The following is a 26,763-nucleotide window of genomic DNA, read 5'->3' as shown; positions in this document are numbered from 1 at the left end:
ATGTTATTTATACTACAATCCGAACTATAAAAACCGACAGTTATCTACACATGTATTTGTTTTTTTCTATAAATTCACAAGTATTAATGCTAAGCCTGTGAATTTATCTTACATTGACTTTCTGAAACAAATACCCGGAGGTGAATATGGATGAAGCTAAATACCCTTCTTTTCCTGCTGATGCTTATCTTTGTACCCCTAGCAGGTGAGTTGAATATTCACCCGTTCGATAATACATTTCGTCTCAGCTTTGGTACGCCCGTATTTTTTTTCTTTCTGTTATCTATACGTCATATTCCACCTGCATTATCGGGAGTGTTTGCAGGGATAGCAGTAGTTGCATTTCGTATTTCACTCAATCATTACCTTCATCCCGGCTCTTCCTTTGAAGAATTAATGACCTTGCATGGACCTACCTTTTTTTATTATATGGTTTATGGCCTGCTCTTTCAGGTTCTTAACATTAATGCTGAGCCTTACCGCGCACTGCGTGTGGGCATCCTCTCTGTGGGAATTGAGGTTGCCGCAAGTGTGGCAGAGCTTAGTGTCCGGCGAAGCATTGATGGTGATTTCTGGGACATCGTTAAGATCAGCAAAGTGGCTTTTATGGCCATGATCCGCAGCTTCTTTGTGCTTGGGTTCTATAATATGATTCGATTAAATCAATCTGTTCAGCATGAAGAGGCACAAAGACAGCAAACGGAGCGAATTTTACTCCTGGTATCGGACTTGTATGAGGAGTCAGTCCAGTTAGGCAAAACTTTGTCACATGCAGAGCAAATCACCCGTGAAAGCTATGAGCTATACCGCGAGCTGCAGCAGGATGAATCTCTGAAAGATAGAGAACATTACGCCAGACAGGCACTTCGTATTTCCGGACAAGTCCATGAGATTAAAAAAGACAGCCAGCGGATTTTTGCCGGTTTGTCCAAGCTCATTGATTCGGAAAGCGACGTGCATTATATGACCTCACAGGAACTTGGCGAGCTGATCGTCCGAACAAACAGCAAATACGCCCAATCGCTAGGCAAGTCTATCCGTTTCACGCTGAATTTCGATCCTTTGTTGCCCAAACTGCATGTTTATACAGTTCTCACTCTGATTAACAACCTGACCTCCAATTCAGTAGAAGCGATGAAAGACAGTGGAAGGATTGACGTCTCCATTCATTTTCTACCAGGGCAAGAGGATATAATATCCTTTAGTGTCACCGATAACGGTCCAGGTATTCCTCAGCGCAAACGGGAAATGATCTTCACACCGGGATACACAACCAAGTATGATGAGGGAGGACAGCCTTCGACCGGCATGGGTTTATTTTATGTGCGTGAAGTCGCGGAGAGTCTTGATGGAACGCTTGAACTACTACAGAATGAAGATGAGCATACAGATAAATTACAGACCACTTTTAGAATCATATTACCTTTACGGAAACTGACGGAGAAAGGAAGATAGCCCGGATGCGTTTTTATATTGTAGATGACGATCAGGGGATTCGTTCGATGCTGGCAGACATTATTGAAGACGAGGGTTTAGGAGAGGTTGTTGGGGAAGCGGAGGATGGTTCCTACGTGAATAGCGGCCTGCTGGAGCTGAACCGAATTGATGTATTGCTGATTGACCTGCTGATGCCGCTTCGTGACGGCATTCAGACCGTGCGTGCACTCGGTGATCAATTTAGCGGAAAAATCATTATGATTTCTCGGATTGAATCCAAAAACATGATCGGTGAGGCGTACTCACTCGGTATTGAATATTATATTGCCAAGCCCTTAAACCGACTGGAAATTATTGCAGTTATCCAAAAAGTAACCGAACGCCTGCGTATGCAGCAATCGATTACAGATATCCAGCGCACACTGCAAGGACTGTCGATGTTCACATCGAATGGCCCATCAGCGACACTGGAACCGACCCGAAACATTGTGAGTTCGGGACAGTTTCTGCTCTCCGAAATGGGAATGATCGGCGAAGCCGGAAGTGTGGATTTACTGGATATGCTGGAATACTTGGACCAATATGAGGAGGAAACAGGCAATCTATCCCCCTATCTGTTCCCCTCGCTAAAGGATATATTTGCCAATATAGCGTTGAAACGATTAGGAGACTCAGCTTCAGCAATAGAGCTAAGCAAGGAAATCAAGGCATCGGAGCAGCGTGTCCGCCGCGCTATTTTCCAGACATTAAGCCATATTGTATCGCTCGGGCTGACCGACTATACCCATCCTAAGTTCGAAAATTATGCATCCAAGTTTTTTGATTTTACAGAAATCCGCAAAAAAATGTTGGAGCTGCAAAACAATGTGGAGCCTTCACTATCTCAAGCCCGCATTAATACGAAAAAGTTCGTGCAGGTGCTCTATATGGAAGCAAAACGGCTATTGCATTAAAAGAAAAGCACCCGCATCTCTCCATGTAGCTATCACATGAAGAATAAACAGGTGCACATTGTCGATGATTTAAATGTCCTTTGGAATTGAGACTCATCTTCTGCTACTCCATAGCTTCCAAGAAACCTACACCATCGGACAGCAGACGCTTCAAGACATTTAGTTCTTCCGAGCTGTAACGATCTAAAAATTCAAATAACTGATGCTGTGCCTTAGCATGCAGCCGCTCATGTACAAGAAAGAGCTTTTTCCCCAACGGGGTTAGCCGAAAATAAATCTCTTTTTTGTTGTCGTTCAGCTGGGTTCTGCGAATCCAGCCTTCCTTGAGCAGCTTGGTGCTAACTTTCGAAACGGTCCCCTTGCTCAGCTCCATTCGTTCCGCTAAGGTTGTAACATTGATCGGCTCATGCCTCCCAATACAATCCATAACGTGCACATCCGTCATATTGAGCGAAGTCATTCCGTCAAAGTGCTCGCGGATTTCCTCGAGAAAGATCATGCCCTCTCTCTGCTGATGCTGCTCCAGTTGGTGATTCATCTTAATAAGCAAATCATAGACATGCTGAACCGATGTCGCCTTCTCCATACGAACAAGTAGTCACTCCTTTGGCATACTCCTCCTTTCATTATAGCCCACATTTGTTTCGCAGGAAACAATATGGTCATGATCATACCTTTTTCCTTTATATTAACGTGATAATGCATCCTTAATAACACTCAATATATCCGTTTGTTTCACAGAAACAGCCCAAGCGATATACCCATCCGGACGGATGAGAACCGTATGCACATCTCTCCATCCAACGGGCAATTCTTCAGCTACGGCCTCCACATATGAAATATGTGAAAGTGAGATATGGCGAAACTCATTCGATACCTTAGTATCCTGTGCAAGATGGAGAAGCACAAATCGGCCTTCATGAAGAAGATCGTAAGCATACGATGTCACTCCGTTAGGCAACCGCAATTCAAAATCAGCAAACCGTTTCCCGTTCAGCGGATGCTGCGGTATATTGCCAGCCCCTGGATAACATACATCCAGTGCACTAATCTGCTCTGCCATAGACCGATTAATTTCCGGATGACGGAACCATTCCTCATGTAATTGGCGGTGCGCCAAGACAGCAGGCGTAAAATCCATTAAGCGGGTCTGAACCTCGGTATTCCGTAAAAACTGCGTATTAACCGGATAGCGTTCGTCATGATAGCTATTCAGCAGCGTGTCTGGAGCCCAGCCACGAATCACTCCTGCTAGCTTCCATCCCAGATTCGCAGCCTCTTGCAAGCCAACATTCATTCCCTGTCCGCCTGCCGGGAAGTGGATATGCGCAGCATCACCTGCTAGCAGGATTCTCCCTTTACGATAGGTCTGCGCCTGCCGCGTTGCATTCCCAAATCGAGATAACCAGCGAGGATTGGATACGCCAAGATCCGTACCAAGCAGATCGTACAGCTCTGTGCGCACTTCTTCTAGCGTTACAGGTGCGTCTTTCGGGACATCCATCAATCGAAGTGTAGTCAAAATAACCCGATAAATACCTGGAGACACGGGGGCAATCATCACCCCGCCTCGTTCACTATATTCGGAATGTACGCCATTTTCAGGCGGATTGGCTAACTCTACATCCGCTAATACAGCGGTCAGAGTAGTATCCGTGCCCGGAAAAGCAATCCCCGCTTGTTTCCGCACGATGCTCCCGGCCCCATCCGCTCCTACGACATAGGCAGCAGTCATCACCGATACATTGGCTTGTGGTCCAGACGCGCGTACACTCACCACTTCTACGCCCTGCTCCTGCTCCCGTACAGATACCACTTCCATGCCACGATGGACGACAACTCCCAGCTTGAGCGCATGCTCCTCAATCAACTGCTCTGTAATCACCTGTGGGATAAACAATGTATAATTGGAGGAACTATCAAGCACAGAAAAATCCAAGCGGGTATCCAGCATTGCAAAGTGACCTGTACGTATAGGTCTGCCGTGCTTCATAAACCGCTCCTTCAATCCACGCATATCAAACATCTCAAGTGTCCGTGGATGTAGCGTAAGCGCACGCGACTGGCGAATAGGCTCCTCCAAACGTTCAATTACACATACGCTTACCCTCGCCAATGCCAACTCAGCAGCCAACCACATCCCAACGGGTCCGCCGCCTACAACAATCACTTCGTAATCCATGTTCACACCCCTATCTAAAAGCTTTATTCCCACCACCTATTGTTTCAACAGAAACAATATATATATACGGAAAGCTCCCCTTAACGTTTCCGTATATACTAAACAACACATATAAATGTCGTTTATTGTTTCTCTTGAAACAATATTATTATAATTTAATTGAGAACAATTATCAACTGCTTTATTAGAATGATTTCTGCTCTTTACTTTAAACCACGTGTTCATTTACATTTTGGAAAATATAATTGTATAATCGTAATATAAGACTAAGCTAGAAACAAGCTCTCATAGAAGGGATGATCCTCATGTCGGATGCCAACCAATTATTCGGTCAAGCGCTGGTTAAATCACTGGTCGGGGAACGTGGACATATTCGCGTGGCTCGGGCTTTGCCAGACATTAACGTCGAGCTAGCAGGGAAGAAAAACGCAGAAATGCCCTACAGCATTTATCAACTACTGAAACATATGATTTACTGGCAGCAATTTATGTTGGAGCATTTGGAAGGACGGAAGCCCCAGCTTCCGGGCAATGTCATGGAAAGCTGGCCCGAAGAAACTGGACCGCAAAGCGAAGAGGCATGGCAGGCTGTCATTAATGAATTTTTACAAGGCGTAGATCGGGCTGTGCAAATTGCCGAAACCGCGCAACTGGATGAATCACTGGCTCATTTCCCAGGTGAAACAAAAGCGGGATTGCTGCGAAATATCGCTTCCCACAATTCCTATCATTTGGGTGAAATTGTACTGCTGCGCCGTATTTATGGAGCTTGGCCACCACCAGGAGGCGGCTTTCCTGCATAAAGGCACACCTACACTTGCCATACGTGTCACACCTCCAAAATGGCATTGGGATTTAGGCACAGCGTAGAGTACGCCTGCGTATCCTATGAAGGAACCCGCTAGCGAATGGAAGCCGTTCATGCATAATCAGGAGTCATCGGAAAAACGGTTCCCACGATGCAAACCAAAGAGAGGCTCCGAGGATATGGTAAAACACTTATATTTAAATCGTAATATTGCCTGTATGATCGTGATCAGCCTTATTGCTAACATGAGTGGAAGCATGATCCTTCCACTCTTTGCTATTTATGTAGAGCAATTCGGGATATCTACACTTGGCATGAGCATTTTATTTTCTTTGTTTTATGTGGGAAGATTTCTTGGTGGAGGCATGGCAGGACAAATATATGAAAAGATCGGTGCAAAACGCTTGGGGTTGAGCTTACTCATCGCCGAAATTGTTTGTATGCTTCTGTTCCCGGTTGCAGGAAGCTTCATTGTTTTATCTATACTTAGACTTCTTCAAGGCTTGGTGGCTATAGGGCTAACCGTCTTCGTCAGAGTCACGATCAACCATATGAGCACCGCAGAGAATCGAGGCACGCTCAATGGATATATCAGCAGCAGTGAGGGTGCTGGTATGATTTTAGGCCCTCTTATAAGTGGAGTTATCGTTTCTTATTTTTCTTTATCCTTTCCATTCTATTTCGTTGCTTTTTTTGCCTGTATATCCTTCGTTGCCGTTTCAAGAATGACTTTCGCTAATTCTCCCTTAAAGCCACAGCCACAGCATCCCCCCTTTCAAAAATCGCAGAGAAGATTCAAATTAACGAAACAGTTGTTGCTTTATTCCACCGTTCATTTTCTTGAAATGAGTGCATTTGCTATATTTTTAACATACTTCTCAGTATATGCGACCTACAAGCTCCATTGGAGCCCAGCAGAAATCAGCTTAGCCTTTACAATCATCGGCATATCAACCTTTGTATCAGCACCCTTTATTGGCAAAATATCTGATATGCTCAAGGATCGCTTGCTGCTATGTATCATCGGTCTATTGTTAATCATGATAGAAATTATCTTATTTTTATGGTTCACAGAACCGTGGATTGTATACTTAGGGATGTTCATCGGAGGTATAGGAGGAGCCAGCTATTTGGATTCCTTTTACTCGCAGCTAGGAGATGTTATTCCTGAAGACAATAGAAGCTCATTTATCGGCAACGTCGTATCTTTGTCCGAAGTGGGGGCCATTGTGTCTCCAATCATTGCAGGCGCGCTCATGGACCGTTTTAGCCTCAATACCCCCTTTTATTACAATATGATATTAGTATTGATTGCGATTGTTATTCAATATGTTATTCGATTAAAATCAAAATCCATAAGAAAAAGGCCACTTGCATAAGCAAATGGCCTCCTTTGTGTTCATCACAGTTCCAACTTGACTGCAACGCCGAAATGATCGGATACAACGGGTCCTGTTTTCCCGTTCAGTACGACCGTTGAGGATTGAACCTGTACTGTCTTATTGGAAAAGATATAGTCAATACGGAGCGGCTCCGCATTACTTTCCCAGCCTGCAATAGCTTTGATGACCGTGTGTCCTGCATCATGTACTACTGCATTCGGATAGGTGTCTGACCAACCGGATTGCAATACATAATCATATCCTTCTCCGCGCACTTCAGCCGCGTTGTTGAAATCCCCCATCACAAACATAGGAGCCGGAGCTAAAGGAGCGAGCACTTCGATTGTACGATCCCATAGTCCGCGGAAGGATTCCTCATCATTCCACCAGTTATAATGCCCACTGACAAACCAGGCCTGCACTCCGTCCACCACAGTCTGAATGCCCACAATTTTACGCGAGCGGTAGTTGTCATAGTCCTGTACCGAGGAAACATATTCGTTCACCGTAGCTGTAATCGGTGCTTTGGACAGAATCGCCAAACCCTCGTCATATTTGGCAAAACCCACATGCGCAGGAGCCCACGTCCAGTGATAGGCATCGGACAATAGCCCATTCAGCACATAAGCATAGTTATCACGTTTAATGACAACTTCAGGGTCTGCACTATAGTACGCGCCCAAATCGTCCGCTGACAAAGGAGTCTCTTTCATGGACTGATTCACTTCCTGCAAAGCAATGACATCAAACTGCTGTTCATCAATAAAAGCAGCCAATTGCTTCAGCTTATCGTGCTGGTTTTCTTCCATCCAAGCATGTGCATTTAAGGTTAACAATTTCAAGCTAATCACCTATTGAGTATGTCTTGTATATCTGATTTAAGCACATCGGCCTTTGGTCCGTAAACCGCTTGTACCCCATTATCTACTTTAATTAAGCCCAAGGCGCCTAGCGCTTTCCACGTCTTTTCATCCCCGACAGCTTCTGTATCCTTCACCGTCACACGCAAACGGGTCATGCAAGCATCCACCTCGACAATGTTCTGCTCACCCCCAAGTGTCTTGATGATATCCGCAGCCAATTGATTTTGAGTTGAAACCGCTGCCACACCATCCGTTAATGTACTCTCTGCCTCGGAAGTCGCTTGAGGCTCCTCATCCGTATAGTTCCCCAGTCTTCCTGGCGTAGCCATTTTGAATTTACCGATCATAAAATACGCGATAAAGTAGGTTGCTACCGCAAACACAACACAAGTCAGCACGAAGTTGATTATATCCTGTACCAACCCCGCATTTATAGACAATGGCAATCGAGTCAGCAGTTCAATCATACCAAATGAATGTAAACGCAGATGTATGATATCAGCCATTCCGAACGCGATTCCGGTAAGAATAGCATAAACTACATACAACACGGGCGCTACGAACATAAACATGAACTCCAGCGGCTCCGTCACCCCTGTTAAAAAGACGGCTGCTGCTGCAGAGAAAATCATTGACTTGTACTTGCTGCGTTTATCTTTATCTACGCGGCGATACATAGCCACGGCCAGCCCCATAAGGATACCCGCTCCGCCGATCATCTGTCCTACCTTGAAGCGGGCAGGCGTTACGTCTCCCAGCAAGCTGTTGTAGGCTGCCGGATCCGTACCACGAAGCGCACTGAGATCACTAGCCCAAGCCAGCCACAGCGGGTCTTGCCCAGCAACAACGCTTCCTGCTCCAGAACCCGTGAGCACCGTGTAAACGCCACCAAGTTGAGTATAGTTAATAGGAACGGTCAACATATGATGAAGACCAAAAGGAATCAGCAGTCTTTCTAGTGTACCATAGACAAACGGCGCTACAAAAGGAGCCGACTCTCCCGAAGTCGCCAACCAGACGCCAAATTGGTTAATCCCTCCTTGGACAAATGGCCAGACAGCAGACATGATCAAACTAACGATTACAGACCATAAAATCACGACAAACGGGACAAAGCGCTTACCGTTAAAAAAAGCTAGAGCATCGGGGAGCTTGCGATAATTATAGTATTTATTAAACACCACGGCCCCGACAAAGCCGGAGATAATACCGACAAACACACCCATATTGAGTGCAGGAGCCCCCAAAATAGAGGTGAAATAACCACTAACCGGAATCGTTGCACCGAAGAGGGTATGAGTGGTTGCTCCTTCCTGGGTTAGCATCTTCGAGGATACGCCCAAAATCGTTCCTGTTGAAATATTGATGAGAACAAAGGCAATTAGAGCCGCAAAAGCCCCGCCCGCTCGTTCCTTAGCCCAGGAACCACCAATCGCCACGGCAAACAGGATGTGTAAGTTGTTGATAATGCCCCAGCCCAGATTCTCCATGACCCCGCCGACAGTCACCCAGAAATGAATATCGCCAGCCAACATCGCCACTACTTTACCAAGTGAAATCATAATCCCGGCTGCTGGCATGACAGCAACAACCACAAGAAGTGCCTTCCCAAGCTTTTGCCAAAAATCAAATGATAGAAGTTTTTTCATGCTCGTTCAGTCTCCATCCCTTATAGTATGTATAGCATGGGTAGTGCTCAATAAAAAATATTATGCAATCGGTTGCACGATTATTATAATGATATCGCTTTCTATTGGCAATACCCTAGTTATAAATATCTTGGTTAATGATGATAGAAATACTCGAAAAAGCCGCTAATTTGTTGAAATTGGAGCAATATCGTATGATAGAACATAATATTTTCTGCTTGAGATAGCAAAAGGAGACGAAGACGATGGCAGTAACCATCAAAGATGTCGCAAAACGTGCTAAAGTTGCTACTTCCACCGTATCCCGTGTCATTCAAGACAGCCCCAAAATCAGCGAAGCCACCAAGGCACGCGTTCGCAAAGAAATGAAGGCGCTTGGCTATGAACCCAACTATTCCGCTCAAAGCCTGGCTAACCGTGTCACACAGTCGATAGGCATTATTATGCCTGAATCGGACGTGGCGATCTTTCAGAATCCTTTCTTTCCGGAAAGCCTACGCGGGATCAGCGAATGGGTAAACGAGCACAACTATACACTGTCGATTGTCACAGGCAAGACGAGTGATGAATTGCTATCCCGCGTAAAGTTGATGACCCGGACCGGACGCGTTGACGGCTACATTGTCCTGTACTCCAAGCAAAAGGACAGCATCGTGGAGTATCTTCATAAAGAGAAAATCCCCTATACCGTCATCGGCAAGCCTCAGCAGTTTGTCAGTGAAACTACCCATGTAGACAACGATAACTACCAGGCTGCCAAAGATGTGGTCACTTATTTGACGGGGCTGAATCATGAGCGCATTGCTTATGTTGGCGGTGATCAGGAACACATCGTAAATCTTGAAAGACTCCGAGGCTACCAAGATGCGCTACGAGAGGCTGGCTTGCCTCTACCAAAAGAATACGTGGTTAGGGAGCCCTTTAATCTGGAGGACATGCGCACGTTATTACAGGCTTCCCCGCCACCTACAGCGATGATCGTTAGCGATGACCTTGTAGCCATGGCCGTACAGAAAATGCTTGCTCAGTTAGGCGTATCCATGCCAGAACAGCTTTCCATGGTGAGCTTTAATAACTTGATGCTGGCTGAGCTGATGAATCCCCCTCTTACTTCCGTGGATATTGATATCTTCAGCCTTGGTTATCAGGCTGCCAAAAGTCTGATCGAAAAAATTAAAGACCCGAAAGAATTGACCAAGCACATCATTGTTCCCCACCGAATTGTAGAGCGCAAATCAAGCCAGACACTATGAATCTCTAAGAAATGAACAAGAACTGATTTTGTGGATATTCATAAAATCAGTTTTTTTGCGTTGACAGGGCAAACGGTTGCACTATATACTGAACTCGCTCATATATTGGTTCCGTTAAAACAACGATCTCATTTTCCGAGAGGGGTACGCAATCATGGTTTACAACCGATTATTTGACGTAGATAGTTGGAAGCTGACAACACACACTCTACATAGCACACACATGCGATTACAGGAAAGCTTAACGTCCATAGGCAACGGTTATATGGGCATGCGCGGCAATTTTGAAGAAACTTATTCAGGGGATCATCATCAAGGGACGTATATCTCCGGTATATGGTTCCCTGACAAAACAAAGGTAGGCTGGTGGAAGAACGGCTATCCTGAATATTTCGGCAAGGTCATCAATGCCATGAATTTCATCGGCATCCGTCTGATTGTAAACCAAGAGGAAGTGGACTTATTTGCGGCACACATCAGCGATTTCGTGCAGGAACTGGACATGAAGCAGGGAATCCTGCGGCGCGCTTGTACTGTGAACGACCAGGTTCGTATCACTACAGAGCGTTTTCTGAGCATTACTACACGTGAATTATGCCTGATTGATTATCAGGTCGAAAATATAAGCGATCAGCCTTTAAGCATTGAGCTTGTTCCTTATTTGGACGGCAATACGAAAAATGAGGACACCAACTATGACGAGGTATTTTGGCTGGAAGAGGCCCGTGAGGTTCAAGAGCAATTCATCAGTCTGTCCACAACGACGATAGATAATCCCTTCGGTATTCCGCGCTTTACCGTAAACGCTACCATGGGTATTGTAACCGAGGGACAGGATGAGCAGACGACGGAAGAGAGCTTTTTGTATGCTGCACGCCACTATCAATATAACGTCTCGCCAGGGGACCGTATCCAACTGCAAAAAATTGTAGCCGTCACCACTTCACGCGATATGGAAAAGGATGCATTGATTCCGCAAGCTGAACGCATTGCCGTGGAAGCTGTGAACAAAGGCTACACCTCTCTAAAGCAAGAGCATATCGACGCTTGGGCCAGACGCTGGGACAAGGCAGATGTCGAAATCGAGGGGGATACGGAGGCCCAACAGGGAATACGCTTTAACATTTTCCAGCTATTCTCTACGTACTACGGTGAAGATGCCCGTCTGAATATCGGACCGAAGGGCTTTACGGGTGAAAAATATGGCGGTGCCACCTATTGGGATACAGAAGCATATGCCGTACCTATGTACCTGGCGCTTGCAGACCCGGACGTAACGCGAAATCTGTTGCTGTACCGTCACCAACAATTGGAAGGTGCCAAGCATAACGCAGCCCAGCAAGGGCTTCGAGGGGCATTGTACCCTATGGTCACTTTTACAGGCGTGGAATGCCATAACGAATGGGAAATTACCTTCGAGGAAATTCATCGTAACGGTGCGATTGCATATGCCATTTACAATTACACCAATTATACGGGTGACTTGACTTATCTGCATGAATACGGAATCGATGTACTGGTCGAAATTAGCCGCTTCTGGGCCGATCGGGTTCATTTTTCCAACAGTCGTCAGCAGTATATGATCCACGGGGTTACTGGGCCGAACGAATACGAAAATAACGTCAATAATAACTGGTATACCAATACGTTGGCTGCATGGGTTCTGAAATATACATTATCGGTCTTGCCTCAAATTTCGACTGAGAAAGCGCAGCGCCTGGCAGTTACAGCTGATGAGCTTGCACATTGGCAAGATATCATCAACAACATGTATTATCCGTATGATGAAGAGCGAGGCGTCTTCGTACAGCACGATACCTTTATGGATAAGGATTTGCAGCCTGTATCCACTTTGCATCCGAGCAATCTGCCACTTAATCAGAAATGGTCATGGGATAAAATCCTGCGTTCCTGCTTCATTAAGCAAGCAGATGTGCTGCAAGGGCTCTATTTCTTTGGAGACCAGTTCACGCTGGAGGAAAAAGCGCGAAATTTTGCATTTTACGAGCCAATGACCGTTCATGAATCCAGTCTGTCTCCTTCGATTCATGCCGTGCTGGCCGCTGAACTCAAAATGGAGGATAAGGCAGTCGAAATGTATAAACGGACGGCCCGTCTGGATCTGGATAACTATAATAACGACACCGAAGACGGACTCCATATCACCTCTATGACAGGAAGCTGGCTGGCGATTGTACAGGGATTTGCCGGGATGAGAACCTATAATGAAACACTCAGCTTTTCCCCTTTTCTACCGAAGGACTGGAACAAATATACGTTTAAAATCAACTATCGCGGCCGCTTGCTAAGTATTCTCGTACAGGAGGGTGAAGTAGTCATTACCCTGCTGGACGGAGAACCGCTGACGCTGGAGCTGTATGGACAGCCAACGCACATTACCAGTGGGCAATCGTTAATGGCGAACAGTGCTTCATAAATGGACCAGACAGGGGGAAAGCATATGAAAGCAGTTATTTTTGATCTGGACGGAGTCATTACAGATACGGCTGAATATCATTTTCAGGCATGGGGCAGCTTGGCGGCAGCGCTCAGCATCCCTTTCGATCGGGAATTTAATGAACAGTTAAAAGGAATCAGCCGTACGGAATCACTCGAAAAAATACTAGTGCGTGGTAACCTGTCCGATACGTTATCAGAAGAAGGCAAGCAAGAACTGGCCATGCAAAAAAACACCGAGTATCAGCGGCTTATCTCAGCTTTAACTCCCGCAGACGTTCTTCCCGGTATTAAAGCGCTTCTGAAGGAGCTTCGTGAAGCCCGAATCGGCATCGCGCTCGCCTCTGCGAGCAAAAATGCAGCGTTTATACTGGATCGGCTGGAGCTAGCACACTATTTTGACAGTGTGGTGGATGTTACGTCCATTCGGAATGGCAAGCCTGACCCAGAAATTTTCCTCGCCGGAGCTGCGAATTTGGGCGTTCAGCCTGCCGATTGTATCGGCATAGAAGACGCACAGGCCGGCATTCAGGCGATCAAGGGCGCCGGGATGTTCGCAGTTGGTGTAGGAACGCCTTCGCAAATGCAAGGTGCGGATATCGTGGTAGCCACTACAGCCGAGCTTTCTTTGAGTATGCTGGAGGAACATTTTTACGAGTTCAAAAAATGATCTCATTCTGATTAAGTTCATATGACGTTATGTATGACTAGAGACGAACACCATTAGGTGTTCGTTTTTTTCTTGTACTGTACAAAAGGATTCATGAATATTTATCACTATTTTACACATATTACATGCATATCATGCTTAAGTTTTTTGAAGGGGGAAACGTCATTGGCAAGACCACTCGAGGCGAAATTGGACCATCTAAAAAAGACCCTGGGTCATCTTCCTGATGTCGTCTTCAAAAAAATGAATGTAGGCCAAACGGGAATTCATGTCATAATGATCTATCTCTCCGGTATTGCGGATACAAGTATGATTAACGAACAAATCGTCAAGCCGCTCATTTTAACTGGAGTCCGTGAAAACCACTCCCCAGTTAATCCTGAGAAAATAAAGGAGGAGTTGATACAGCAGACAGCATTTACGATCGATATGACAGAAGGGACAGACCTTGAGACGTGTGTAAGCAAAGTATTATCGGGATATACTTGTCTGCTGATCGAAGGAACGGATGATGTTTTTTTTGCTTCTACAGGCAAATTTCCTTCGCGAAGTGTTGATGAACCCAGCACCGAAACTTTGGTTAGAGGACCAAGGGAAGGTTTTATTGAGGATTTGGAAAGTAACCTGGCAATGGTTAGAAGGCACATCAAAGATATTAGTTTCAGAATAGACAAAATAACCATAGGAAGGAGATCCTCCCGTAAATTAGCAATCTTGTACATATCGGATATCGCAAATCCGGAGCTAGTTCAGGAAGTGAAGCGAAGAGTCGAGACGATTGATGTGGATGATGCTTCTGATACCGGGGTTATTGAGCAATGGATCGAGGAACATCCATGGTCTCCGTTTCCCCAGATTCAAGCCTCTGAACGCTCGGATAAAGCGATAACGGCCTTAATGTCAGGGAGGGTTGTCATTATGCTAGATGGCACCCCTTTTGTCCTAATTGCTCCCATGACCTTCTGGATGCTGGCTCAATCCCCAGAGGATTATTATGAGCGTTTTCCTTTAGGAACATTTTTCCGTATGCTTCGTTTAATGGCTTTGTTCATTGCAACATTCCTGCCTTCGTTGTACGTTGCACTCATTTCTTTCCATCCTGGATTAATCCCGCCTGAGCTGGTCATATCTATCGTTGCCTCAAGGGAAGGGATTCCCTTTCCCGTTTTTGTGGAGGCTTTGATTATGGAAGTGGCATTGGAAATATTACGTGAGGCAAGTCTGCGGCTACCCAAAGGGATAGGACAGGTTATTGGGATTGTAGGCGGCCTGGTTATTGGACAAGCAGCTGTCGAGGCGGCGGTTGTAAGTGCTTTTCTAATTATTGTTGTTGGTCTTACTGCCATTGCGTCCTTTGCAAGCCCGCAGTACAGCGGCAGTATCGGAATCCGGCTTCTTCGTTTTCCCATTATGATGATCGCGGGGGTTTATGGGCTGTATGGAGTAATTTTAGCCTTTATTTGTTTAGGCGTACACATGGTCCAGATCAAAAGCTTTGGAGTTCCTTACATGTCACCCCTAGCCCCTGTTCGGCTAAGAGATCAACAAGACACCTTGGTACGGGTTCCTTTTAAATACCTCAGAAAGCGTCCTATGATGCTAAAAACACAGGACGAAACACATTCTAACCGGAAAAGGAAGTAAACCTATGATTTCTTACGCCTTTCTGTTTCGTCGCACCCTCTGGGTGCAAAAATGCTTTGCCGCATGGATCGTGTGTGCTCTCCTCACCGGTTGTTGGGATAGCAGAGAGATCGATAACTTGAGTATTATTCAAGGTGTCGCCATTGATATGGATCAGCAGAATATGCTGGAACTTACCTATCAGCACTTAATCGCGCAGAAATCCAGAAAAAATATGTACAGCAACGTAACAACCTTTAACAAGGATTCCATCCAGTCTGCTTCCAGGGAACAGGCCAAGCAGGTATCCCGTGCTCCTTTATATAGTTTTATTCGCCTGATTTTGATTAGTGACCAAGCTATACAAAAAAGAAGAATCGACCAGTTGTTAGATACATTTACTCGCTCCTATAAACCAAGTCGAAAATCACTTGTTATGATCATAAAAGGCGATGCGAAAGAAGCGCTCAATAAGATCGGTAAACATCAAGAGATTCCTTCTATTGACCTTGAAGCAATGGCTAAAAACAGCAATTTAAACTCAAAAATACCTTATAGAATAACATTAGGGGAAATTTCTACGCATATCTCACAAGGAGCTGACTTCCTCGTTCAAGGCATAAAAACCAATGGAGGCAACCACTTCTCTGGCGCAGCTCTGATCAGCGGCAAAACGAAGAAATTTGCTTATTGGCTGGACGAAGAGGATGTCATCGGAATCAACTGGATGCTGGGAAAAACGAAGGGCTCAATTATTAGAATTGAGAGCTCAAAGTCAAATCAATCCGTGGTGTTTGAAGTTGAGGATGTCCACACTAAACTTATTCCTCACCTCAACGGGCAGGACCTCTCATTCACAGTTCGTATTAAAGCAGATATTAAACTAAACGAAAGCACGGTTAATTCTGAAGACTTCCTGAAGGAATCATTCATTCAAACCGCTAAACAAGAGGCGCAGGATGAAATCAAATATAACGTATCCCAATCGCTAAACACACTCCAGAAAGAAATGAGAGCAGATGTGGTCGGTTTTGGCACAAAAGTAAAAGTGGACTATCCCGCTTACTGGGATCGGGTAAAGGAAAATTGGCAAGATACATTCAGTCAAATACCAATCGATGTTAAGGCTGAAGTACAGATCGAGCGAACTGGTGCTTATACAAAAGGAGAGGGTGAATAATGTCTAATATACCTTCCATGAAACATGAAAAAATATCCACAATACAAGCCTTATTTACCGTCACTTCGACCGTGTATGCTGTGGGTATTGTCAGTTTACCAAGAACCATTGCAGAGAAGACGCAAACGCCCGACGTGTGGCAGGGACTTTTGCTGGCAACTCTGCTTGGAATCGTCGTCATTTTTATCCAGGTTAAATTGTGCCATAGATTTCCGGGGAAGACGTTCTATGAGTTCAATCCTGTGATTGCAGGTAAATTCATCGGCCTTCTGATCAATATCGCATTTATTGTATTTTGCATGATGATCTGCTCTTTTGTATGTAGAATGATGGCGGAATTCCTCAAAGGTCTTGCACTGGAGAGAACCCCGATAAGCATGATTCTCTTGCCATTTCTTCTGCTTATCGGGTATCTGACCTGGGGCGGTCTCCATGCAATGGTTCGATTGATTGAGCTTTTTTTCCCTTTAACCTTTATTGTTTTTTTATTGTTGATCGTTCTTAATGTCAACCATTTTAATCTTGATCATTTGCGGCCTGTTTTCCATAAAGGATGGCGTCCGATCTTTGAATCACTTAAAGTTATACCTTTCTCTACAATGGGTTTTGAATCCATTCTTATATTAACTAATGTGATGACCCACCCACAAAAAGCATGGAAGGCCGGGTGGATCGGCTACTCGATTGCAATGGGTTTGTATATTTTAATGGTAACGATGGTCGTTGGCTGTATGTCCGTTGAAGAAGTTTCCCGACTGCAATGGCCTGTCGTTTCTTTTGCACAGCAAATTGAATTCCCCGGCGCGTTTCTGGAACGATTTGAAATATTATTTATCATTTTGTGGACGATCAAAATTTTCATGACCGCCTCAAATTATTATTTCTATATTGTGGCTGGGATCAGCCAGCTCACCCAAAAGTGGAACAGGTATATCTGTTATCTCCCGTTAATTATGTTATTTTGCCTGAGCATGTATCCCCAAAATTTTATTGAAATAGGCAACTTCGATAAAATAATAGGTTACTTTGGAATAGTGGTATGCGCGGCAGTACCCTTGGTGCTTCTCGTCATCTCTATGGTCTTCCATCGAACAGAGAAGCCAAATGGGAAGAAGTAGGGGATACTTCCTCCTCGTTCTTGCCAATGAATGCCACCCTTATGCTATAGCGTAAGGGGTTTTTCACTTTTTACCCCAGCGGTTATTCTTCGGAATTTTCCAACTGCCCCCTCCACTCAATTTATATTCGTGAACTGATATAATGGAAGAGTTAAGCTACTATTAGATCAATATCAGATCAACTATTCTCTCTTAGGAGACTATTGCATATGAAACCAACCTATCTTATGGATGATATACAGTGGCAGCAGCTCATTCAAAACGTGGCTGACCATTTTAATGATGTGACGATCAAACGAGGTTTTCAGTACTTTAAGCAGGGAAAGGTCAAAGAATTTGCAATGCCTGATGCTGACCATATCGCGGCTGTCGTGGATGGGAATGAACTCTACGAAGTGGATCTCCACTTGAGTGCTTTTGCTGCCAGCAGATGTACATGCCCTGTTCGCACCAACTGCAAGCATATGATCGCCGTATTGCTGAATTACGCGAATGAACAGGAACGTTCCGTGCATGCATTAGTGAACGCTCATTCGGCAGGATTCACACGGCTGACTACACAAGCAGACACCCGTACCACACCTGCTTTCCGGTCGAACCCTTCGCCGGATCACAAGGAAGCAACAAGAGATGCTCTCCGTAAAAAAGCAAGCAACCTACCGGACATGCCCGTTTCCGAATGGCATGATCTGTTCGATCAGTGTATCGCCCTTAATCATGTGCACACTCAAAATTCCCAATATGTGCAAAGTGCTTTAGCTTCGATCTATGCTGTGAAGCCGCCGCTCTCACCCGGTATGCAGCAGCTATATGGACTGCATGCCCATCTGCGTGTACTGGAGAAGCTGGTACCTCAGGCCCCCATGACGGGTTACCCCACTCATACCTATATGGGCTACTACACCCAAATCGCCGCAGATGAGCTGAAAGAGGCGATTGAACGTGATTTTGAGCGTCCTCTGGAGCTAACTGATGAACCGATGCACGAAGCTCGTATGGCAGAAACTTTAGCTTATTTACGCGAGAAAATGCTGATAGAGTCGCGGAACGGTACTTATTTTTCAGACGCATATTATCAGTTTTGGCTGTACTGGGTGTATCCTGCAAGGCAGGACCCTAGCATATATACGGAAGAATTACAGCATTTACTTGCAGCTGAAAAGGAGCGTAGTGCTACGTTGGCACGCCTTCCGTGGATGCTGGCTCAGAGCTGGATGTATGTTTACCAAGCGCAGGATCATAAAGCCTGGGAACTACTAGAGGAGGCGGAACGAGCTTTTCCACTAAAAATCTCCTCCAGCCAGTTGCTATTGTTCTTACATGCATTGCGACAGACCGCAGATTGGGTACGTCTCAAGGATGGACTGCAGCATATCGGCCCCCTCCTTCACAGTCATCGGGACGATCATTTACAGGATTATATGCATGATTGGGAGCTGGTTTTGCAGCACCTTCCAGAAGCAGAACAGGACATGTGGGACACGCTGATGGGTATGCTTCCATTTGCCGGGGGGATGTATGAAGAGGCCCTGCTTGCTCATGAAAAATGGCGGCAATGGATCGACTATCAGCTAAGCATACGCAGTGAACCTTTGAGTTTTCGAGTGAGCGTGCTGCAACCCATCGAAAAGAACGCGCCTGAGTTGCTGCTGCCCTTTTACCATCAAGCGGTAGAACGTTATGTGCTGGAAAAAAACAGATCTAGCTATAAAGCGGCAGTTAAGCTGTTAAAGCGATTGTTCAAGCTGTACAAAAAAATGAAGCAAGAAACACGCTGGGAGCTGTTCTTCATGACCTTTACCAGCCGTCACAGCCGCCTGCGGGCGCTACAGGAGGAATTGCGGAAAGGGAAATTGTTATCATGAGCCAATATACCGAAACGATTACGGTGCACATCCAATTAACTACCTATGGAGACGCGCTAATTTATGGCGATTCCTCCATGAACTATAGCATTTCCGGTCAAATGTTGAAGCAACGTCTGTTTGCTTGGCATGAGGCTTCATTTTATGGCACCGAGCTAGAGATTCAGCATGTTCAAGACACAGATATTATCGTGCTGCCCTCGGAGCAAGTGATTCCTTTTCTGGCAGAGCAGGAGCTTCTACAGCATATCGAATGGATCTGGGACGAGGCCAATGCCCCGTGGCTTCGGCTGATCCCTCCATTGGCTCACTGTATTGAAACGAAAGCCTATGTGCCCAGCTTCACGTCGTTCCAGGCAGGGAAGCTGCAATGGAAGTGGGATGCAGAAGCGTTGGAAAACATCCAACCGGCAGAGCTTGCCTTGCTGGACAGCCTGGATGAGAACGAGCGCGATGGGCTGGTAGCGGCGTTCTCGGCCGCTGTATTTCAGCGCTGGTACGGCACCGAAGCGGAAGCTGCTGACTTGCGAAGAGAATATCCGATTCTCTTCGCTCCCCAACGCCAGGTCGCAGCAGGCCTGGATGCTCAGGCATGGCTGATCGCCATTGGCTGGAAAGCTGATACCGCGCCATTCCGCCCGCTTCTGCAACTACTGGAGCCAGAGCTGGAGGACGACGAGCCGTCCTGGCAGCTCAAGCTTGTGTTGCAGGACAAGCAGGACCCGGCCTTGCTGGTGCCTGTACAGCTCGCCGCTGATGGCTATGCATCCGGATCATGGCCTGATGCATGGACGGCGCATGTGCGTGAGCGCTCAGCCGGATGGCTGGAAAGCTTGACCGCTATTTTGCCCGCAGGGCAGCGTGCCGGAAGCCGCGATGACATACTGAGCCGCCCGCTCTCCGACGAAGCAGCGTGGCAATTCCTGACGACCGACAGCCAGCGTCTGCTGGAAAGCGGTTGGCAGGTGCTGCTGCCGGCCTGGTGGGAGGCAGCCACCCGCAAGAAGCCGAAACTGCGGGCCAAGGTACGCCCAGGTGAAGGGGCGGGAGAGCGCACGAAGGGCAGCTCGCTGTTCGGACTGGACTCCATTGTCCAGTTCGATTGGCGTGTGGCCATCGGCGATGCCGATCTGAGCGAGTCGGAGTTCACCGAGCTCGTGGCTCGCAACGAGCGCTTGGTGCGCTTCCGCGGCCAATGGATCGCGCTCGACCCTGCGCTGCTGGCGCAAATCCGCCGCGCCATGGCCGGGATCGACAGCACTCAGGGATTGTCCTTTCAGGACATCCTGCAGCTGCATCTGCTTGGTAACACCGACGAGCCTGAAGGCGACGCCTCGGGCGAGCAGCCGGAGGACCCGGCACGCTTCCGACTGGAAGTAGAGCTGAACGCTCATCTACTGAAGCTGATCAGCCAGCTCGGACGGCAATCGGAATGGCCCGCTTTGGACGTACCCGATGGGCTGCAAGCCGAGCTGCGGACGTATCAGCAGGACGGGTATGCATGGCTTGCCTTTTTGCGACGCTTCGGATTGGGCGCGTGCCTAGCCGATGATATGGGACTCGGCAAAACGGTGCAGTTTATCACTTATTTACTGCACCTACAGGACATTGCCGCCGAGACGGGTGTGCACTCCAGTTCGTTGCTGATTTGCCCGACTTCGGTGTTGGGCAACTGGCAGAAGGAGCTCAGCCGCTTCGCTCCTTCCTTGAAGGTCATGCTGCACTATGGAAGCAAGCGAGAACAAGGAGACTTGTTCCGCGAAAAAGTCGAGCAAGCTGATGTCATCCTGACCTCCTTCGCTACGGCAACTCTGGACCAAGAGCTGCTGCAGAGCATGACTTGGGATTCGATCTGCCTGGATGAAGCGCAAAACATTAAAAATGCTCAAACCAAGCAATCCACAGCTGTGCGCAGCTTCCCTGCACGTCATCGTATCGCGTTGACAGGAACACCTATTGAAAATCGGCTGTCCGAGCTATGGTCCATTTATGATTTTATCAATCCAGGTTATTTGGGCAGCTCACGCGCCTTTAGCAATCGCTTCATGAATGCTATTGAAAAAGAACATAATGAGCAGCGCACGCTGGATTTGCAAAAGCTGGTTCAGCCCTTCATGCTACGTCGCAAAAAGAAGGACCCTGCGATACAGCTTGATTTGCCTGACAAGAATGAGATGAAAACGTACATTCACCTCACCTCCGAGCAGGGTGCGCTCTATGATCAGATTGTTAAAGAACTGATGGAACGGATGCAGAAGCTGGAGGGGATTGAGCGTAAAGGAGCTATTTTATCAGCCCTGACCCAGTTGAAGCAGCTTTGTAACCACCCTGCTCTCTTAACTAAGGAGGCGCTCCTGGATGCAGCAGCTTCTGGTTATAGTCAGCCCGATCTTGAAGCGGTTATTAGCCGTTCATCCAAGCTGGAGCGCATTCTGGCTATGGTCAAGGAGCTGCGGGAAGAGGGCGAGCGCTGTCTTATTTTTACGCAGTATATTGGTATGGGTCAGATGCTTCAGCAGGTACTCGCTCAGGAACTTCAAGAACCCGTGCTCTATCTGAACGGTAGTACATCCAAAACTGCGCGTGACCGAATGATTGATCAATTCCAATCGCACACGCTTCCCCCTGACGAGCAACCATCCGTGTTTATTTTATCGCTCAAGGCCGGAGGGGTGGGCCTCAATCTGACAGCTGCCAACCATGTCTTTCACTTTGATCGCTGGTGGAATCCGGCTGTGGAAAATCAAGCTACAGACCGAGCCTACCGGATGGGACAAACCAAAGATGTTCAGGTTCACAAATTTATCTCGTTGGGTACGCTGGAGGAACGCATTGACGAGATGCTCGAGAGCAAGCAGCAGCTCAGTGACCAAATTATCACCAGCACCGAGGGCTGGATTACTGAGCTGTCTACAGACGCGTTAAAAGACCTCTTCACGCTACGGCGCGATTGGGCATAATGAGGTGCTAAGTTCGTTATATGCCTATTTTAAGGAAGAGTAGTTTATAGCACGGTCCAACACTCCTTTGTGTGCATTTAATATCTCATCACAACAAAGGAGTTGATTTTTAGTGGCCATTCGTCCTCCACAAACGCTGAAATCTACGGGCAGAAAGGTTCCTGTTACGAGATATCGCAATGTGAGTCCAACACAAACCCTTCGTAGATTCACAGTTATCTGGGCTAACAATGATGGTGTACCTTTTAACACGTCTGGATTTTTTGCAACACTCCGGCGTTTAGATGGAACCTTTGTCCAAGCTGCAGGCTTCGACCGCTTTGGTACTGCCCGATTCAACAGAGTCCGCACACCTACGAACCAGCCTTATATTCTGCGCACTTTTAGAGATGATGGAGTATTATTCCGCGTTAGATCCGTACCTGCTGGCGTATCCTCATTTGTCGTTATTGGTTAAGTTCGTACCGAACGCAGCCTAAACGTGTTTAACAACAAAAGCAGTCAGAACAGAGCGCATCTGTCCTGACTGCTTTTTTTCAAAACTACCTACTCGGAATCTTCTTCCACTTGTGCATCTTTCGTAGCGGCTGTATTGTACACCGTTTTGAGCCAGTTCTCACTCGACCAGTTCAGCTTGCCTGCGCCCGCTCCGTCCTTGGCCTGCAATTGAGCAACCAAGTTGGCAGGGTCTTCGGCTGTATAGCTGTATGGCAACGTTGTGAACCCATTCCAAGAGAAGCTCTTAGCCTTTGCTGGATAAGGAGCTAATGGGCTATTCGCAGCGTCACTGCCGCCTCTGAACACGGCACCGTTGTCCGAAAAGATAACATCCTCGGCTTTGATTTTACCTGTATAATCCGCTTTATTAGGGTCTTTTTGATTGTTACGCACCGGAGAAAACACATCTATTAAATACGATTTTTCTAGCAGCACCGCGCCGTTTTCTGTTGAAATCGCACCATTACCCACGACGTCAAAATGATATCCTTTGGCAGCGATCGCTTTGGCCATGTCGGACGTAATTCTTTTTTTGGCTCTGGCCAATCCAGCATCATCCATAACGATGTTATATGCATGAGCATTACCACCACGTAAACGTGGCATACGGTCCTGAATATCCAGATAATAATTATGATGCAGCGTCACTTCCAAATCCGCATTGTCGCCTGCCATTTCCGTGGCACCCACCAGATGCGCTTTCTTTTGTCCTGCTGCAATATCAATGATATCTTCTTTACTCATGCCTACTGCACTGCTTCTCAAATAAGCGTACATAGGATAGGAGGACTTATCTGCTTCCATCGCGTTGACTTGTTGGGTTACCCAGCTGTTGGAACTGCGGTCATCTCCTTTGAACAAGGACCAGGAAATCGTAACTCCGTTACTTCCCTTTTTCACATCTACCAGGCCATCATAGGCTTTGTTAAATGTACAATGGTCGATCCATACCTTGGAGCTTGCACCTTCGATTGTAATATAATCCCAGTCATTTTTGTCATAGTTTCCTTTGGTTGCTTCATCCCATTCCCAAAGTTCATCAAATTCAAGGTTACGGAAAATCAGATTAGAACTTCGTTTGATGACAAAACCGGCATGTTTGATTTTCGCACCATTGGCCGAGAAGATTGTAACTCCATTCATATTCTCGATATAGACTTTGCTCACCCCTGTCTTTTTTAGAACAGGATGTGTTTGTACAGGATTGTTGGCACTAAATGGCATTGCCTTCGCAGCGCTAGGAATTTCATTCCAGCCAAGGTCCAAATCATTCATAATCTCAATCACTTTAACCTTGCTGCCTTTTTTCAGAGCTTCGTTGAGATCTACAGCATTGTACACCTTTTTGTAATTGGCATCCGTATTGGCGATGTTCCCACCACCCGTATTACCATATGAAAAGCCAGTCAAATTATAATTATTTTTGGAGGTTACACTGGGGTCCACCCCAGGAGTCGGTTGTTCTGTACCTGGAGCCGGCTTCATAGGAGGTGTACTTGTCTCCCCTTCCGAGGAAGCACCTGATACAATCACATTATCGAACTGGGCAACTGCTTTGGACGTTACCAAACCCATAGCTCCAGCAGTGAGACTGGTGTCTGCTGCGGACAACTCCAGCTGATCATTAACATACATTTTGATTTCCGAACCGGATAGCTCCAGCTTCACTCTGTACCATGTATGGGTGTCCAGTTTGTATTTTTTATTAGTAGCCAGTGTCTTCATAGAGCCATTAACTTTTTTACGAATCTCAAGGGCTCCGCCTTTCTTGTTGTACAAAGATGCTGCATAGAAGTTGTTAGAATCCGTGTATCTACCTGCCACATATACTCGATTAGAGCCATTAAAATCATTTACATATACATCTGCTTGCACACTATAATTTGTCCATGAGGTATTGCCTTTTACGGAATGGCTTTCGCTTCGACTAGATTGTTGGTATGTAGAACCATTCCCGTTCTTGACCACAGACCAGTTCCTCGAATCTGCAGACCAGCCTTGAGCTTCTCCTTGTTCAAAATCATCACTTACCTGTACATTCTCATCAGCCTGTGCATGGCCTAATAGCGGTAATGATAAAGACAGTGCCAACGTACTGCTTAACATTACACTTGCACATTTTTTTAACAAACTCGATTTCATATCACAATTCCCTTCTCAATTGGATTTATGAATACTAAAGCAAACGGTATATAACGTATTGATGGAGGAAATCATATCCATACACCAATGAGGGCCCCTAATCGCTATACTCCAATAATTATAGGCACTTAAAAAAATATTAAAATATGTCTAATTACTTATCTTTTGTCTTAATTTTTCTATTAATTTTTCGTTCTTTTTCGCGAACACACCAAATGATGTTTCATAAAATCACAAAAAACGAGGTTTTTTTATTTTTGAATAAGACATACGGTTGTCATATTGAGAATGGTACATATAAAGGGGTGAGTATCACCAATATCATGTAAAGGAGCGATTAGATGTCTAGCTACGACTACGCTTCCAAATCAGAGTTAAAAGAAGCCATTCATACCGCCTACTTACGGTTTGATGGTGAGTTCCAGGGCATCGACGAAAGCCACAAAGATACTCGAATCGACGAAGTAGATAAAACACCCGCAGAAATGATAGCCTATCAGCTTGGATGGCTTCATCTTGTCATGAGCTGGGACAAAGACGAACGGGAGGGAAAAACCGCTATCATGCCCGCTCCGAATTATAAGTGGAATAGACTAGGCGAACTATACCAAACATTCTACAAGACCTATTCCCACCACTCTCTACATGAATTACGCAATATGCTCAAGCTGGCGGAACAGACATGGCTGGATTGGGTGGACACACTCAGTCATGAAGAACTCTTCACCCAGGGCGTTCACAAGTGGACAGGCACCAATCCGAACTGGCCTATGGCGAGATGGATTCATATCAATTCCGTAGCACCGTTCAAAACATTCAGGGCCAAGATCCGGAAATGGAAGAAATACAACGTGCAACATTGATGAAAAAAAGCGTGCATTGTGCTACAATACTTGAGTTGTATCGGGATACATTTAGGGAAGGGTAAGTGAAACGCCATGCTAATTATTGGTATTGCCGGCGGTACAGGTTCCGGTAAATCGACGGTCGCACGCGCCGTCGTTGAGCGTCTGGGATCTAATAAAGTGACTTTCATATCTCAGGATAACTACTATAAAGACCATTCACATCTGAGTTATGACGAACGTGCTTTGGTCAACTATGATCATCCGTTTGCCTTTGACAACGACTTGCTGATTGAGCATCTTCAATGTCTGAAAAAAGGACAAGCAACTCAAGCGCCCGTGTATGACTTTACGGTTCATGCTCGTTCCACGGACGAGACGGTAGAGCTTCTGCCGAATCATATCGTTATGTTGGAAGGTCTGCACGTACTGTCAGACGAAAAACTCCGCAGCCTGCTTGATATTAAGGTATTTGTGGATACGGATCCAGATGTTCGCATTCTCCGTCGGGTTCTTCGCGATATTGAGGAACGCGGTCGCACCATCCATTCGATCCATGATCACTATTTAACGACGGTTAAACCGATGCACGAGGCATTTATTGAGCCTTCCAAGAAATACGCCGACCTGATCCTGCCTGAGGGAGGACATAACGAGGTTGGTATTCAACTGCTGTCTATTTTGACTGAAAAATATTTGGCAGGAGATCGGACATGGGGTACTGTATAAAGTAATCCCGGTTGTTCAGGCTGTCGAGATTTTCTCGGCAGCCTTTTTTGTCTTTTGTATGCCATTTGAACTAAATTATTTTTGGAATCACCCTGCCGTTTATGTTAGCATGTAAAGATTAAAAGCTTTAGATTTTAGTTAAAGTTGGA

At 46.1% G+C, this 26,763-nt stretch carries 20 protein-coding genes; 15 read left to right on the top strand and 5 right to left on the bottom strand.

Annotation, left to right across the window (positions count from 1 at the left end; translation table 11 throughout):
• Positions 1-150 precede the first annotated feature (150 nt).
• Positions 151-1,455, top strand: coding sequence for a sensor histidine kinase (locus tag ACUC6J_RS01390; protein WP_038978235.1), 1,305 nt, complete (start codon positions 151-153; stop codon positions 1,453-1,455).
• Positions 1,456-1,460: 5 nt separating this feature from the next.
• Positions 1,461-2,390 (top strand): response regulator, encoded by a 930-nt coding sequence (locus tag ACUC6J_RS01385; protein ID WP_016820184.1) that lies wholly within the window; start codon positions 1,461-1,463, stop codon positions 2,388-2,390.
• A gap of 103 nt (positions 2,391-2,493) precedes the next feature.
• Here ACUC6J_RS01385 and ACUC6J_RS01380 read toward each other — a convergent pair whose 3' ends face one another.
• Together ACUC6J_RS01380 and ACUC6J_RS01375 are read right to left on the bottom strand one after the other, a co-directional pair.
• The gene (locus ACUC6J_RS01380; protein ID WP_025363747.1) at positions 2,494-2,976 is read right to left on the bottom strand and encodes a MarR family transcriptional regulator; all 483 of its coding nucleotides are present in this window, start codon (positions 2,974-2,976) and stop codon (positions 2,494-2,496) included.
• 102 nt (positions 2,977-3,078) lie between these two features.
• Positions 3,079-4,572 (bottom strand): monooxygenase, encoded by a 1,494-nt coding sequence (locus ACUC6J_RS01375; protein WP_430098906.1) that lies wholly within the window; start codon positions 4,570-4,572, stop codon positions 3,079-3,081.
• A gap of 305 nt (positions 4,573-4,877) precedes the next feature.
• Here ACUC6J_RS01375 and ACUC6J_RS01370 point away from each other — a divergent pair, with 305 nt between their 5' ends.
• Both ACUC6J_RS01370 and ACUC6J_RS01365 read left to right on the top strand, forming a co-directional pair.
• A complete protein-coding gene (locus tag ACUC6J_RS01370; protein WP_016820181.1) occupies positions 4,878-5,375 on the top strand; it encodes a DinB family protein in 498 nt (165 codons plus the stop codon).
• Between the two features lie 85 nt (positions 5,376-5,460).
• On the top strand, positions 5,461-6,759 hold the full coding sequence (locus tag ACUC6J_RS01365) for an MFS transporter (RefSeq protein WP_447249632.1): 1,299 nt from the start codon (positions 5,461-5,463) through the stop codon (positions 6,757-6,759).
• 23 nt (positions 6,760-6,782) lie between these two features.
• Here ACUC6J_RS01365 and ACUC6J_RS01360 read toward each other — a convergent pair whose 3' ends face one another.
• Together ACUC6J_RS01360 and ACUC6J_RS01355 are read right to left on the bottom strand one after the other, a co-directional pair.
• Positions 6,783-7,604, bottom strand: a complete 822-nt coding sequence (locus tag ACUC6J_RS01360; RefSeq protein WP_447249631.1) for an endonuclease/exonuclease/phosphatase family protein — start codon at positions 7,602-7,604, stop codon at positions 6,783-6,785.
• Positions 7,605-7,609: 5 nt separating this feature from the next.
• Complete coding sequence (locus ACUC6J_RS01355; protein ID WP_016820178.1) at positions 7,610-9,274, bottom strand: PTS transporter subunit IIBC; 1,665 nt, start codon at positions 9,272-9,274, stop codon at positions 7,610-7,612.
• Between the two features lie 245 nt (positions 9,275-9,519).
• Between ACUC6J_RS01355 and ACUC6J_RS01350 the strand changes: the two genes are divergently transcribed.
• From ACUC6J_RS01350 to ACUC6J_RS01310, 9 genes are all read left to right on the top strand, one after another.
• Positions 9,520-10,527: a LacI family DNA-binding transcriptional regulator gene (locus ACUC6J_RS01350; protein WP_039276584.1), complete on the top strand. Its 1,008-nt coding sequence runs from the start codon at positions 9,520-9,522 to the stop codon at positions 10,525-10,527.
• 154 nt (positions 10,528-10,681) lie between these two features.
• Entirely contained in the window at positions 10,682-12,964 is a 2,283-nt protein-coding gene (locus tag ACUC6J_RS01345) for a glycoside hydrolase family 65 protein (RefSeq protein WP_045244949.1), read from the top strand.
• Positions 12,965-12,988: 24 nt separating this feature from the next.
• A complete protein-coding gene (gene pgmB / locus ACUC6J_RS01340) occupies positions 12,989-13,654 on the top strand; it encodes a beta-phosphoglucomutase (protein WP_016820175.1) in 666 nt (221 codons plus the stop codon).
• 165 nt (positions 13,655-13,819) lie between these two features.
• A complete protein-coding gene (locus ACUC6J_RS01335; RefSeq protein ID WP_016820174.1) occupies positions 13,820-15,298 on the top strand; it encodes a spore germination protein in 1,479 nt (492 codons plus the stop codon).
• A 4-nt stretch (positions 15,299-15,302) separates the two neighbouring features.
• Positions 15,303-16,457 (top strand): Ger(x)C family spore germination protein, encoded by a 1,155-nt coding sequence (locus tag ACUC6J_RS01330; RefSeq protein WP_447249630.1) that lies wholly within the window; start codon positions 15,303-15,305, stop codon positions 16,455-16,457.
• A complete protein-coding gene (locus tag ACUC6J_RS01325) occupies positions 16,457-17,575 on the top strand; it encodes a GerAB/ArcD/ProY family transporter (RefSeq protein ID WP_031462626.1) in 1,119 nt (372 codons plus the stop codon). Before ACUC6J_RS01330 ends, ACUC6J_RS01325 begins: the two co-directional genes overlap by 1 nt.
• A 209-nt stretch (positions 17,576-17,784) precedes the next feature.
• Positions 17,785-19,440, top strand: coding sequence for an SWIM zinc finger family protein (locus tag ACUC6J_RS01320; RefSeq protein ID WP_318300843.1), 1,656 nt, complete (start codon positions 17,785-17,787; stop codon positions 19,438-19,440).
• Complete coding sequence (locus tag ACUC6J_RS01315; RefSeq protein WP_447249629.1) at positions 19,437-22,400, top strand: DEAD/DEAH box helicase; 2,964 nt, start codon at positions 19,437-19,439, stop codon at positions 22,398-22,400. The genes ACUC6J_RS01320 and ACUC6J_RS01315 overlap by 4 nt, the downstream gene beginning before the upstream one ends.
• Positions 22,401-22,512: 112 nt before the next feature.
• Positions 22,513-22,857 (top strand): hypothetical protein, encoded by a 345-nt coding sequence (locus ACUC6J_RS01310; protein WP_016820169.1) that lies wholly within the window; start codon positions 22,513-22,515, stop codon positions 22,855-22,857.
• An 89-nt stretch (positions 22,858-22,946) separates the two neighbouring features.
• On the opposite strand, the gene ACUC6J_RS01305 is transcribed toward ACUC6J_RS01310, so the two are convergent.
• On the bottom strand, positions 22,947-25,040 hold the full coding sequence (locus ACUC6J_RS01305; RefSeq protein WP_447249628.1) for a pectate lyase family protein: 2,094 nt from the start codon (positions 25,038-25,040) through the stop codon (positions 22,947-22,949).
• Between the two features lie 341 nt (positions 25,041-25,381).
• On the opposite strand from ACUC6J_RS01305, the gene ACUC6J_RS01300 reads away from it, so the two are divergent.
• Positions 25,382-25,903 carry a ClbS/DfsB family four-helix bundle protein gene (locus tag ACUC6J_RS01300; RefSeq protein ID WP_447249627.1) on the top strand — a complete coding sequence of 174 codons (522 nt, stop codon included), beginning with the start codon at positions 25,382-25,384 and terminating at the stop codon, positions 25,901-25,903.
• 75 nt (positions 25,904-25,978) lie between these two features.
• Positions 25,979-26,614, top strand: coding sequence for a uridine kinase (gene udk / locus ACUC6J_RS01295; RefSeq protein ID WP_013368919.1), 636 nt, complete (start codon positions 25,979-25,981; stop codon positions 26,612-26,614).
• Positions 26,615-26,763: the final 149 nt, after the last annotated feature.

The organism is Paenibacillus sp. JJ1683, from assembly GCF_053006485.1.
The sequence above is the reverse complement of the archived record's forward strand: the minus strand, read 5'-3'. Positions and strand labels throughout refer to the sequence as shown.